The organism is Cupriavidus sp. 01L43 (assembly GCF_056399925.1).
On sequence record NZ_JBFTSH010000010.1, the window covers coordinates 172828 to 185893 of the forward strand.

A 13066-nucleotide genomic window follows, 5' to 3' on the forward strand; every position below is an offset into this window, starting at 1 on the left:
TCAGACGCTGCCTAGGCGATCTAGAACAGCGCCGCTTGTGGCCGGGCCTCGTGCCCGGCTTTTTCATGGCCGGACGTCGGGCGGGCCAGGATCTCGCGGATCTGCTCCAGATACCGCTCGCCCACCGCGCGATGGCTCTTGCGAGCCTCGTCGGCCAGCGCGCGGCGCGACGGCGCCCGAATCCCGATCAGGCGGCAAATCGTTGAAAGATAAGGCTTTTTGTCGTCGACGGTGGCCCGGCGCGCGGCCGACAGCAGGGCGGCATCACCAATGCGCCCCCGCAACCAGACCAGCACCTGGCGGTCATATTCGTTCTGCACACGGATCAGGTGGATCAGGTGTTCCATTCCGCACTCCGATATACTGTTCATTCATACAGTTACTGTAAATATATACAGTGCACCGGAATTTTCAAGGTGTGCGTCGGAAAATGCTTGAAAGTTCTTGCGCTGGGCCGGCACGCGTGGCCACCATGGCGGTCTGCCAGCCGCCTTTTCGCATCGAATCATGGACGACACCACCGCCACCTTCCACAAGCTGCGCCCGCGCCTGCACGGGATTGCCTACCGGATGCTCGGCGCCGTGGCCGAGGCCGAGGACGTCGTACAGGACGCCTGGCTGCGCTGGCACACGGCTGACCAGACGGAAATCGAAAATGCCGAAGCCTGGCTGGTCTCGGTAACCACCCGCATCGCCATCGACCGCCTGCGCGCCGCCAAGATCCAGCGCGAGCACTACACCGGGATCTGGCTGCCCGAGCCGCTGATCACGGACAGCCCGGACAACCCCGAGGCCATCAAGGAGCGCGCCGACGACATCTCCGTCGCCTTCCTGCTGTTGCTGGAGCGCCTGACGCCCGAGGCCCGCGCGGCCTTCCTCCTGCGCGAGGTTTTCGACAACGACTACGACGAGGTGGCGCGCGTGATCGGCAAGAGCGAGGCCAGCTGCCGCCAGCTGGTCAGCCGGGCAAAAACCCAGCTACGCGACGACCGGCCGCGCTTCACGGTGTCCCCGGACACCCATCGGCACATGGTCCAGGCGTTCGCCCAGGCGATGCAGGGCGGCGACTTCGCCGGCATCCAGGCGCTGCTGGCCAACGACGCCACCCTGGCCGGCGACGGCGGCGGCAAGGTCCAGACCTTCCCCAAGCCGCTCGAAGGCGCCCGCCGCATCGCGCAACTGTTCTACGCCACGCGCCTCAGATTCCCCGGCGAGGGCCTCCGGGTGCGGCTGGTGCTGCTCAATGGCGAATGGGCGCTGCTGCGCTACTTCGACGGCGCGCTGGAGTCCGCGCAGACCTTTGTGGTCGAAGGCGACCGCATCGCCCGCATCCACGTGCAACGCAACCCGGACAAACTGGCGCGGATTGCGGCGTATTTTGGAGGGGACGACGCAAAGTAATTAATTCATCGGCGATTCTCGGGGCCGTGTCTCCAAGGCAGCGAGGAATCTGAAAGCGTGTCGTGTCGTCCCTAGGGGGGGAATGCTCCTTTACTGCTTGTCGTGGTCATGAACGGAGAGGTAGACGGGATGGCGAGCAGCTATCGGTTATAGACGGGCGCGACCGAAAGGGATGGCCGCTCAAGCGCTCATAGACCCGCAGCATCGGGCCATCTTTAAAAATACATAAATCGCCATTCATACGCTCACTGTTCTGCGACGTTACGCAGTAGCGCGAGTATTCTAGGAATTGCCCGGGCCAAACTTGGTGCTCGATCGACAGCTCGACCTATGTTCCAGTGGTTTTTTACAAAGTCCGTCATGTGAATGTTATAGCCTAGGCCGACCGGCGATGTGGCGCCTTTGCCAGGTAACATCTCGTCACGCAGCTCTCTCCTCTTGCTTTTCCTTACTAGGCCCAGTAATACTTGTTTGGGGTCGGGCTCCGCCTCTGGGTGCGCCGGAAACAAATCCTTGCTGATGTTTGCAAATTTTGAGAACCCTACATGGTCCGCAAGAACCCAGGCCTCTGCCTCTTTCACAGCCAACCGCATCGAAAGCCTTTGGCTGACATTTGGAGGAAGCCATGCATTACGCTGCGTCACTACGCATGGTGCTTGGTCTGCGTCGGCGACCATTAATACCGGCATCACATTTCTTGCGACATTGTTCATAGCCGAAATTCTTTGCTTGAAAGGCGCTGCTCCTCCGGCGACGATCCGCTGCTGAATATTTGTGGCTATGCCGCTATATGCAATCAAGGCGTCCGCTATAGCGCAACATAATTCGTCCTCGCCCACAACAAAAACTGACCCTATCATGCGAACAGCCCAAGTTGATCAATTCCCTGCGGATGTGTTTTGGGCAACAAAACGTCGGCGGGAGACAACCCCGATGACATTAACTGAAGTTCTGTATCATCCGCCACTCGAGCGATAGTGCCGTCACTAGCCGGTTCGAGTAAAATAATGGCCTTTCCGTCAAGGGGATTTCGCAATAGGGCCTCACTGTGCGTAGTGATAATTACTTGCCGCCCAAAGGCCTTTTGTTTTCGCAGCACGCGATCGATCATTAACGGAATGTGCGCCACGATCGAGTCATTCAGAGAAAGCTCTGGTTCCTCCAATAGCAGCAAGGAATTACTTTCTTGTAGCATCCAAAGAAGCCCTAGCAGTCGCAGTGTCCCATCAGAAAACTGATCCTCGCGCTGCCATGCACCGTGAGTGCGCCAGTGTTGGTAGGACGCCATTAAGTGCGGCAGACCGGTGACCTTGTCCTGCTCAAACTTAAGTTGATTAAACTGCGGTACTGCTTTCTCCAAAGACTGCTGGATCCGACGCAAACGCGCATCCCGAGTCTTTTGTGGCGTCTTCGCAATGCGCTGCAAAAGTCCCTGACCAAATGGGTCTCCCTCTACTATGCGTGCACCAATCTCACCATGCTTGAGCAGCTGCGGCACCAAGTGAAGATAAGTCGTTTCACGGAAAAAATCGGCAACTTCCCGGAAGTCAGAGTTCGAGTTGATTTGCTCAATAGCTGTTTGGGTAAGCCTTAACGTGTCCGTTTTATCTTTACTTTCTGGGCGATTAAGGACAGCGGTCGCTCTCCCTCGGCGTTTTACAATTTCTCGCGTAACGAGGATGCGATGCAAGCCCTTTCCCTCAGGTTTGAACGCCAGGGTGTATTCCCAGGAGGGCTCCGAGTCGACATCCTCAGAAATAGCTACATAGATTTCAACCTCGTTGTCTGTCCGGGCTTGCAAGCAACGCAGCTTCGTCAGCCCCCCCCGATCCTCAATAGCCTTTTGTAGGCCGCCGCCTGCAGGTTTGCAGATGTCACGAAGAAAGCGGAAGACATCTAGTAAATTTGATTTGCCGGAAGCATTGGCACCTATTACATAGGTACGACTTCTTAGTGGCACGTCAAAATTCTTAAAATTTCGCCAATTTTTTAGTTTTAATCGGGTAATTAGCATAGATGGACTGTTCAATTCTTACTGTAGAGTCGAAACGGCAAATGGTCCTGCACCCTACGACGGGTAGAGAGCCCCTTCGCTAAGTATAGCGCGGTGCCTGGTAGCGGAGGAAAGCAGTCGTGGGTGTTCGCACTCCATCTCACTTCCAGTAGTCGCTAGATTTCGATCTGCTGCTTGCAGTTTCACTATTACGGTCATCCTTCCGAGGAGTGCTCCCCGGAAATCGATGAAGGACCCCAAAAAAAGGTTCAACGAGGACTTCCGGGGAAGGCTGCCTTGATCTTCAGGAAGAAAGCACCTGCCGCCTGATGGGATCAACGACGACCGTGGCGTAACGATGCCCTTTGTGAAGCGCGAATTCATCCATCGCCAGATAGCGGATGCCTGACCAGTCGGGCTCGACAACCGCCTCGCGCAGGCGGGCCTTGTCGATGGATTTGGCCGTATGCCAGCCAAGGTCGTAGAAGGGCGCAACCGCCTTCACCGTGCAACTGCGTAGCACCCTAGCCATTCCAGCCGCTCAAGGTGCGGCACTCTACACTGCTCGCACAACACCCCGCGCCGCGGCACATGCAGCACGACACGGTATTCGAACAGCGCAGATCCCGGACCCGCCGCATGACTGTCTTGTGAACCTGCCGGCACTTCGACCCGCACTCCTCGAAGTATCAGGATACGGAAGGCCGCGATTCAATCCCCGGAATTCTTCGAAGAGCCAAAAAAGAGCCCGCCAAGGCGGGCCCAAAGACGAAGGGAAAGTCTCCGTCAAGTGGATTTCAGCGTGGCCGCTGCGCTCAGAAGCGGTGGCGGATGCCGACGATGGCGCCGAACTGGTTCTGGCCGGCGCCCACCTGTTCGGTTGTGGCCGTCAGGGTGCTGGCGCTGCGGTTCAGCGACGGGCCGAAGCCGGACAGGCCCATGGCCGAGCCGTCCCGGTTCTGGGCGTAGGCGACGATGGTGTACAGGTCGGTGCGCTTGGAGAACGCGTACGTGCCGGACAGCACGAAGCTGTACGGGTCGCCGCCGCTGTTTCGCACATCGGTGTAGTAGGCGGCGCCAGTCAGCGTGATGGCCGGGGTGACCTGGTAGTTCGCGCCGATCCAGTACAGGTTGGTGCGCAGCGAGCTGCTGGCGAAGTCGCCGTAGTACCAGCGATAGCCGGCGAAGGCACGGGCCCGGCCGAAGTCGTAGCTGGCGCCGAGGGTGGCGCGGCGCTCGCGGTTGTCGTCCGTGGCGACGGTGCTGCCGCGCACTTCGTCGTACACCACGCGGGCGGACAGCGGGCCGGCCGTGTAGCCGACGCTGGCGCTGAAGTTGCGGCCGGCCTTGTAGTCGCCAGGCACCTCGCCGCCGGCGCTGCTGTCGTAGCCGGTGCTGTAGAACAGACCGTAGTACAGCGCGCCGGTCTGGCCGGTGAACTTCACCGAGTTATCGGCGCGGCCGGACATCCACTTGTCGTGCATCAATACCGAGTAGCGCGTGGCGATGGCCATCGGGTCATAGGCCAGCGAGAAGTCGTACAGCACGGTCTGGTGGCGGCCCAGAGACAGCGTGCCGTACTGGTTCTGCAGGCCGACGAACGCCTGACGGCCGAACATGCGGCCGCCCTGGTTGGCGCTGCCGGTGTCGAGGTCGAAGCCGTTTTCCAGCGTGAAGACGGCCTTCAGGCCGCCGCCCAGGTCTTCGGCGCCGCGCAGGCCCCAGCGGGAGGTGGAGAGGTTGCCGGCGGACATCCGCACGACGTTGTTGCTGCTGCCGGTGGCCGCGTTCGGCACGTTGGTCAGGAATTCCACGCCAGCGTCGACGACGCCGTAGAGCGTGATGCTGCCCTGGGCGTGGGCAGCAGCGGGCAGGGCAGGGAGGATGGCCAGCGTGGCCAGGCAGGCGAGACGGGTCTTCATGCGTTCGTGATCCTTGTTATGGTCGCCGCCCGCGCACCCCGTAAGGGCTCGGGCGTGCCGGCGGCGACTGCAATGTAACGAGGGATCAGGAACGGGAGAAGCGCGTCTGGGCTGACAGACTGTCCCGGGATTTGAACAATTGGGGCGTCAAGCGCCCCTCAGCGCTCCGTCAGCGGCTGCCCTTGAGCAACGGACATTGCGACTTCGACGGCGGGATGAACGCCTGGTCGCCCGGCACCGTGGCCAGCACCTTGTAGTAGTCCCACGGATACTTGGACTCGGCCGGCGTCTTGACCTCGAACAAATACATATCGTGCACCATGCGCCCATCGGCGCGGATGCGGCCGTTCTTGGCGAAGAAGTCGTTGATCGGCATCGCCTTCATCTTCTCCATGGTCGGTGCGGTCTCGTCCGTGCCGGCCGCCTGCACGGCCTTCAGGTAGTGCGTGACGGAGGAGTAGACGCCTGCCTGGCTCATGTTCGGCATCTTCTTGACCTTGTCGAAGTACTTGCGCGACCAGGCCCGCGTGGCGTCGTTCATGTCCCAGTAGAACGCCTCGGTCAGCACCAGCCCCTGCGCGGTCTTGAGGCCGAGCGCGTGGATGTCGTTGATATAGAGCAACAGTCCGGCCATACGCTGCTTGCCGTCGCGCGTCAGGCCGAACTCGGAGGCGGCCTTGATGGCGTTGACCGTGTCGCCGCCTGCGTTGGCCAGGCCCACCACCTGCGCCTTGCTCGCCTGCGCCTGGAGCAGGTAGGAGGCGAAGTCGCTGGTACTGAGCGGATGGCGCGCGGCGCCGAGCACTTGCCCGCCGGCCTCGGTGACCACCGTGGTGGCTGACTGCTGGAGCGTGTGGCCGAACGCGTAGTCGGCGGTCAGGAAGAACCACGTCTTGCCGCCGCGCTGGACCATGGCCTTGGCCGTGGTGTTGGCCAGCGCGTAGGTGTCGTAGGCGTAGTGGACCGAAACCGGCGTGCACAGATCGTTGGTGAGGCGCTCGCTGCCGGGGCCGGAGAACACCACGATCTTGTTCTTCTGCTTCGCCACGTCGAGCACGGCCAGCGCGGGTGCCGAAGCCGCCACATCCAGGATGGCATCGACCTTGTCCGTGTCGAACCATTCGCGCGCCTTGTTGGCGGCGATGTCGGCCTTGTTCTGGTGATCCACCACCACCAGCTCGATTTTCTTGCCGAGCACCTTGCCGCCGAAGTCGTCGATGGCCATCTGCGCCGCCGTGGCGCTGCCGCGCCCGGTCACGTCGGCGTAGAGGCCACTCATGTCGAGCAGCAGGCCGATCTTGACGACATCATCGGAAATCCCTGCCTTCGACTGGGCCGAGGCGATGCCGGCCACACCGCCAGCACCGGCAAGCGCCAGCAAGGCAAGGGCCGTCCGCCGCCATGTCGCGGAAGTCTTCATGGTTGTCTCCTCCAGTTTTTTATCTAGTTTTTCTACGATTTAAAAACGCACACCGCGGATCACACCGTAGCCACCGGCGTTACCGGCGAGCCCACCGCGCCCGGCAGGCGCAGCGGCGGCGCCGTGAGCATGAAGCGCGAGCGGCGGTGCGCGCGCAGCCAGTCCGCCAGGTCCTTGAGATACCAGAGTTCGCCGAGCGGCAGCCCCAGCTTGAACAGGCAATGGTGGTGGAGCGGCAGCAGCGGATGCGTCTTCGCCTCGTCGGGCGGCGGCAGGGCCGGGTAGCGCTCCACGGCGTAGTTGTCGGCGATCAGCGCGGCGATGCCGGAATCGGTGATCCAGTTCAGCAGCCGGGCGTCGCGCCCGTTTAGCGCTGCGCAACTGTGGTGGAGCACCGCTTCGTCGGGCTCGCGCTGCATCGACTGCACGACTTCGGCAAAGCCGGTGCGCAGCAGGAGCATGTCGCCGGGCTCCACTTCCACGCGATGGGTGTCCATGGCGTGCATCAGGTCGTCGTAGCCGACGTTGCGGAAGTCCATGCCGAACACATCGGCCAGATCCACCAACACGCCCCGGCCCTGCATGCCCTTGACGGCGAAGTTCTCGATGCCGAGCGCGTCGGCGTGGCTGTGGGTATGGCCGTGGCTGCAATCGTGGGCGGCGAACTGGTCGTCATCGGCATAGTCGACCGGGCCGACGATGTCCGCGTTGGCGCGATAGCCGTTGTAGTAGACGCGCTCGAGCTTGCCATCGCCGTCCGCATCGAACAGCGCGCCCACGTGCGCCAGCGAGTCCCACTGGGTGGAGTACTGGAGGCAGAGCAGCACCTGATCGTCGCTGATGACATCGGTCGCGGCCGGGTTCACCTTGGCCAGCGGGAAGTTCATGTACGGGGAGTCGTCGCGGAAGGTGGGGCGCAACTCGGGCGGATGGCGGCGCGGATTGAGCTTGTTGCCGCCGGGGTAGTCCAGCGGCAGCGAGAGGCAGAAGCTGCGCCCCGCCTGGATCTCGCGCGCGCCCTTGACCACCTGCTCGGGGCCGATCAAATTGACGCGCCCCAGTTGATCGTCAGGACCGAAATCGCCCCAGTTGGAGCCCTGCGGACGTTGCTGCCAACGCATGCCTGATACCTCCCTCGCGAAAGATGTTGCCGGTTGAAGCGCCGCCGCCACATCGCGGCGCAGCATTCGGTTATACGTGATCCATGCGGCGCGGTCATTCTGCGTCGCATCAAGTTCCGCGTGACGAAATAGGAGGAAGGAAGGCGAGGGGGACGGCTATTCGCCGAGGAACTCGGCCACCACCTCGAGCCCTTCGACGTGGTCGGCCACGACCTTGGCGATGACGGCCAGCGGAATCGCCAGCAGCATCCCCCAGGTGCCCCAGAGCCACGTGAACAGCAGCAGCGAGACGAAGACGGCGACCGCGTTCATGCGCGCCATGCGGCCCGTCATCCAGGTGGTCATGCCGGAGCCGATCAGCGTGGCGATCAGCATCGACCCACCGGCCGCCGCTGCCGCGACGGACAGCGTGCCGAACTGCATGAACCCGGCCACGCCCAGGCACAGGGCGATCAGCACCGCGCCGAAGTACGGCACCAGGTGCAGCGCGGCAGCCGCCAGCGCCCACGCGCCGGCATTGTCGATCGACAGATACCTGAGCAGGATGTACGTACAAAGCCCCAGCGCGGCGTTCGTGATGACCAGCATCAGCATGTAGCGCTGGATCGCCCGGTTGATCTCGTCGAGCATGTGCACGCTGATCTTCTTCTGGCTGATGGTGGTGCCGGCCATCTTGATGAACTTGCGCTTGAACATGTCGCCGCCCAGCAGCAGGAACCAGGTCAGGAACAGCACGACGATGGCCTGCGCCAGCATCGCGAAGACGCCCATCGATCCCACCCAGATGGCGTTGTTGAGGGCGTCGGCGGAACGTTCGACGACGATCGGCGCGCCCTTGGTCGGCGGTGGCTGACCGGTACCGACCAGTACCGTGGTGGCGCGGCGGATCTTTTGCAGCATGGAGTCGTCGCCGCTCACCAGTTCGCCCAGCGAGCGGGAGAGCTTGCTGGCGATGGCGGGCAGCCGGTCGACAATAGATTCAATCTGCCCCTGGAGCAGATAGGCGCCGCACAGCAGCAGGGCCAGCATGCCGAGCAGCACCACGGTCGCGCCCACGGCGCGCGGCACGCGCTGGCGCTGGAGCCACTCGACCATCGGATCGAGCAGGTAGGCGATGACGATGGCCACCACTACTGGCACGATGAAGTCGCGGGCGAGGTGCAGGGTGTAGAGCGATGCGAGCGTCGCCAGAATGACCAACGCCGTGCTGGCGCGGCGCACAGAGACAGACAGCTTGGGGGGCGTACGGGTGGGTGACACCGGCGCGGCGTCCGCGGGCACCTCAGCCGTGACTGCGGGCACCCCCTCCGGTACGACATCCGGCACAACATCAGGCCCGGCCACGGTGCCGGGCGGGGCGGCCCGCATGGCGGGCTGGATCGGTACGCGCGACATGGATGGCGGGGCGGCTCGCAGACAAGAAGGACATGGCGTCACGAGGCGGACGCCTGCCATAACGATAGTCACTGCGGGGCGCGGGAGGGTGTCGGTGCGTTCCGGGTCGCGGTGTAGGACAGCGGCGCGACCTTCCAAGGCGGGCTTGGGCGTGTGCAGCCTGATACACGAAAGCCCCACCAAAGCAAAAGCCCGGTCTCGTGAACCGGGCTTCTGGGGATTGCGTGGCTGGCGTAGCCGGGGGGCGATCAGCGCATGGCGGGTTAGCGCGTCAGCGTCGAATGATCGTCGCCGTGAGGGCGGGCGCCCGACTGCTTGAGCAGCGGGTCATTCTTGAGCACCCAGCGGGCGCCGAAGGCCAGTGCGACGATACAGGCCAGCATATACGCAACGATCACAGTGAGAGTCAGCATGGCATCACAGGAGTAGGTTGCGACCGCGTTGCCAGCTTTCGTTGGCGGGCCGATGGGAACGAATTGTATGTGAGACAAGACGTTTCACCGGCGCCGATTAGCCTGAAATTTTCTGTATGCCGATCTAAGCCTGACTAATATCGGCAGGTTCTACGAGGGGCATGGATGATGACCGCCTCGCATCAGCCTCGGCCCTAGAAGTAGCACCCCATCTCGTATTGCTGCGAACGCAGGGCATGGACGTCGCTGCGGTAGCGGTCCGCGCGGCTCCAGTACTCGGTGGTATGCATGGCGCGCTCGGCGGCCCGCGCCTGGTACTCGAGTGCCCGGCACTGATTCCAGAAGACGTTCTGCGCGCGCAGGTCGAGATCGTCCTCGCGCCCCTGCCAGACCTGGATCTGTTGCGCCATCTGGGCGCGGCTCTGCAGGTAGGCCTGCTCGTCCTGGCGGATCTTGGGGGTCTTGGTGATGGTGGTCACATTGGCACGCATGGTGGACGTGACATCGCGGTAGCCCGCCGGGCACGATGCCGCCGTATAGAGCGTGTCCTTGCCGCTCTGGCACTTGGTGACGGCATGGGTGGCGCCGGAGGCGGCCAGCATCAGCAGCAGGATGGCAAATTGTCTGGACATGGCGGCGCCTTGGACGAATAGCGATGTCATCCAATGTAGGCAGCGATGCGCCGCGCTGCCAGTGCGGCAAGGTATCCAGATATTTCAGGTACGGGGGTTGCCGCGCGGGTTGCCGCGTTTTGAGTGGCGGGAGGACCCTGAAAGCGTCTTGGCCCCCTGCATTTCGGCATTGGCCGTCAGCAGCATGTCATACAGTTGCTGCGCCGCCGGCGACAGGGACCGGCCGCGCCGCCGGATCAGCCCCACGGTACGCGAGACGGTGGGCTCCACCAGCGGCACGCTGGTCAGCGTGGGATGCTTGCCCGGCGGCATGGCCAGCCGGGGCACCGCCGCCACGCCGAGCCCGGCTTCCACCAGGCTCACCAGCGTGCTGACGTGCCGCACCTCGCAATACCACTGCGGGCGATCGGGTACATCGGTCAGCGCCAGGTCCAGCAGCATGCGGTTGCCGCTGGCCTTGCCCACGGTCATGTAGTCGTACTGGCCCAGTTCGGCCCAGGTGACCTTGCGCTTGCGCGCCAGCGGATGGTCGGGCGGGCAGGCCACCACGAACGGTTCCTTGAGCACGGGTTCGAACTCGACGTCGGGCTCCTGCGTGCCGATGTAGTTCAGGCCGAAGTCGGCCTCGTTGCGCACGATCAGGTTCAGCACCTCGTTGGCGCCTTCGTCGATCAGCCGCACGACGATGCGCGGCCACGTCTCGTGGTACTTGCGCAGCACCGCCGGCAGGAAATAGCGCACCGCCGAGGGCACGCACGCCACCGTGACTTCGCCGGTCACGCGGGTGGCCACGTCCCGGATGCCGAGCAGCGACTCCTCCAGCCCGTTAAGGAGTTCGCGCGCCTTGCGCGAGAACTCCCGGCCCACGGCGGTCATCTCCACCGAGCGCGTCGTCCGGTCGAACAGCCGCACGCCGAGGGCGTCTTCCAGCTTCTCGATCCGGCGCGACAACGCCGGCTGGGACAGATGCAACTCCGTCGCCGCCGCGCGGAAGCTGCTCAGTTCGGCCACCGCCACGAAGGCGCGCAGATCGGAAAGGCTGAAGTTCATGCGCGGTTCATTTGTGGCTCATGCCGAAATCAGATGCCAGACCGCCTCGGTCTCGCGCGCCACGCCGTCTTCCTCGAGCTTGCGCAGGTGGGCCAGCAGCGAGCGCTGCGCCACCGGATGCATGCGCTCGGGCACGTCGTCGTAGACGCTGGCGAGCAGCGTGCCGATATCGGCCGGCGCCAGCGCGCGCAGCGCGTTCAGCACCTTGGCCTCGCGCTGCTGCCGATGGCGAATCAGCAGCCGGATGGCATCCCGGGGGCGCGGCATCAGGAAGCCGTGGCCCGGCGCAATCCACTCCAGGTCTTCGTCGAGCAGCGCCTGCAGGGACGCCAGATAGGCGCGCATGTCCCCATCGGGCGGATTGATGACGACGCTGGAGCCCTGCATGACGTGGTCGCCCGTGAACAGCGTCTTCTCTTCCTCGAGCAGGTAGCAAAGATGGTTCGACGCATGCCCCGGCGTGTGCACCACCCGCAGCGTGGCGTGCGGGCCGAGCACGATCCGCTCTCCGTGCTCGGGCATGCGGTCCGGCGCGAAAGTCTGGTCCTGGCGGTCCTGCACGGCCGTGACGCGCCCCCAGACCGGCGCGCCGGTGGCCTCGCGCACCGCCACGGAGGCGGGCGAATGGTCCAGGTGGGTATGCGTGACAAGAATCCACTTCACCGGGCCCGGCGCGGCGGCCAGCACGGCGGTGATATGGGCCGGATCTGCGGGGCCGGGATCGATCATCGCCCAGGTGTTGTCCGCGCCGCCGCCCACGAAGTAGGTGTTGGTGCCGGGGCCGGTCATCACGTTGCCGTTGTCCGCCGTGACGCGCCAGACCCGTTCGGAGAGCTTCACCGCTGCGCCCGGCGCCAGCGCGTAGCGGCCATGGCCGGCGCCATCGGGGTCGATCCGGGCGATTTCGGCGTACGGCGCTTCTTCCGGCATCACCGGCCGCACGCCCTTGGGGCCGGTGGCCAGGCGCGGCATGATCTGCACGATGTTGCGCAGCTTTTGGGCATGGTCGAAGCACGCCTGCGCAGTCGGGAAATGCGAAATCGACTGGAGCATGCGGCGGGTGACGTTCACCAGCGAGATATTGTTGGCCGGGTCGAGCGCATCGACGGGCCGCATCCAGCGATGCTCGACCGCTTCAACGCCATCGTGCCGCGCGGTCTGCCCAGCCGGCGCCAGCGCGAAGAAGAAGCGCGTGTCGAAGCGCTTCGGCAGGCCCGGCGGCGTCAGCCAGTGGCTGCCGTAGGCCAGTTGGTCCACGGCGAGGCGCACGCCCAGCCGTTCGCAGACATGGGCGATGCCGGCGCCGCCGTAGCCGGCGGCTTCGCGCAGGCTGCCGTAGGTGTCCGCGTCGAGTGCATCGAGATCCACATTCTGGCCGTTGGCATCGCGGGCGAACAGCAGGCCGGCTTCCTCGAACGCTTCGCGTGCGGCGCAGAGGTAGTAATCGAGCCCGTTTTTGTCGACGTTGAGCCGGGCGCTGGCGGCGGCATCGTCGAGGCCATCGCACAAGGGGTGAAGTGCCGTATCCTGCTCATCTAGCGTGCCACCCGGGAAGACAAAGGCACCGGCGCTGCGGTCGTCGTCGCGCTGGGGGCGGCGCATCATCAGCACCTCCATGCCCGCCGGGCCGTCGCGTAGCACCAGCACGCTGGCGGCGGCGCGCAGGGCTTTGGAGCGAACGGGGGCGGCAGTGGCGTGGGTCTCGGACATGGACGGAAT

12 protein-coding genes and 1 pseudogene are annotated in these 13066 nt (G+C 63.9%); 1 reads left to right on the plus strand and 12 read right to left on the minus strand.

Annotated elements, in window-relative coordinates; translation table 11 throughout:
- Positions 1–20: 20 nt before the first annotated feature.
- Positions 21–338, minus strand: coding sequence for a CppA family protein (locus AC1DP9_RS17945; RefSeq protein ID WP_477108113.1), 318 nt, complete (start codon positions 336–338; stop codon positions 21–23).
- Between the two features lie 169 nt (positions 339–507).
- Between AC1DP9_RS17945 and AC1DP9_RS17950 the strand changes: the two genes are divergently transcribed.
- Positions 508–1401 (plus strand): RNA polymerase sigma-70 factor, encoded by an 894-nt coding sequence (locus tag AC1DP9_RS17950; RefSeq protein WP_477108081.1) that lies wholly within the window; start codon positions 508–510, stop codon positions 1399–1401.
- Between the two features lie 245 nt (positions 1402–1646).
- On the opposite strand, the gene AC1DP9_RS17955 is transcribed toward AC1DP9_RS17950, so the two are convergent.
- From AC1DP9_RS17955 to AC1DP9_RS18005, 11 genes and pseudogenes are all read right to left on the minus strand, one after another.
- Positions 1647–2114, minus strand: coding sequence for a hypothetical protein (locus AC1DP9_RS17955; protein WP_477108082.1), 468 nt, complete (start codon positions 2112–2114; stop codon positions 1647–1649).
- Between the two features lie 143 nt (positions 2115–2257).
- Positions 2258–3415, minus strand: a complete 1158-nt coding sequence (locus AC1DP9_RS17960; protein ID WP_477108083.1) for an AAA family ATPase — start codon at positions 3413–3415, stop codon at positions 2258–2260.
- 292 nt (positions 3416–3707) lie between these two features.
- Positions 3708–4077: pseudogene (locus AC1DP9_RS17965) on the minus strand (transposase family protein); the annotation flags it as partial.
- Between the two features lie 132 nt (positions 4078–4209).
- Positions 4210–5316, minus strand: coding sequence for a porin (locus tag AC1DP9_RS17970; protein WP_477108084.1), 1107 nt, complete (start codon positions 5314–5316; stop codon positions 4210–4212).
- A 169-nt stretch (positions 5317–5485) separates the two neighbouring features.
- Positions 5486–6736 (minus strand): ABC transporter substrate-binding protein, encoded by a 1251-nt coding sequence (locus AC1DP9_RS17975; protein WP_477108085.1) that lies wholly within the window; start codon positions 6734–6736, stop codon positions 5486–5488.
- Positions 6737–6795: 59 nt separating this feature from the next.
- The gene (locus AC1DP9_RS17980) at positions 6796–7857 is read right to left on the minus strand and encodes a cyclase family protein (protein ID WP_477108086.1); all 1062 of its coding nucleotides are present in this window, start codon (positions 7855–7857) and stop codon (positions 6796–6798) included.
- A 156-nt stretch (positions 7858–8013) separates the two neighbouring features.
- Positions 8014–9252: an AI-2E family transporter gene (locus AC1DP9_RS17985; protein ID WP_477108087.1), complete on the minus strand. Its 1239-nt coding sequence runs from the start codon at positions 9250–9252 to the stop codon at positions 8014–8016.
- A gap of 263 nt (positions 9253–9515) precedes the next feature.
- Positions 9516–9665 (minus strand): hypothetical protein, encoded by a 150-nt coding sequence (locus AC1DP9_RS17990; protein ID WP_177219971.1) that lies wholly within the window; start codon positions 9663–9665, stop codon positions 9516–9518.
- 194 nt (positions 9666–9859) lie between these two features.
- The gene (locus AC1DP9_RS17995; protein WP_477108088.1) at positions 9860–10297 is read right to left on the minus strand and encodes a hypothetical protein; all 438 of its coding nucleotides are present in this window, start codon (positions 10295–10297) and stop codon (positions 9860–9862) included.
- Positions 10298–10381: 84 nt separating this feature from the next.
- Complete coding sequence (locus AC1DP9_RS18000; RefSeq protein WP_477106074.1) at positions 10382–11347, minus strand: LysR family transcriptional regulator; 966 nt, start codon at positions 11345–11347, stop codon at positions 10382–10384.
- Positions 11348–11365: 18 nt separating this feature from the next.
- Positions 11366–13057, minus strand: a complete 1692-nt coding sequence (locus AC1DP9_RS18005) for an MBL fold metallo-hydrolase (protein WP_477108089.1) — start codon at positions 13055–13057, stop codon at positions 11366–11368.
- Positions 13058–13066 lie beyond the last annotated feature (9 nt).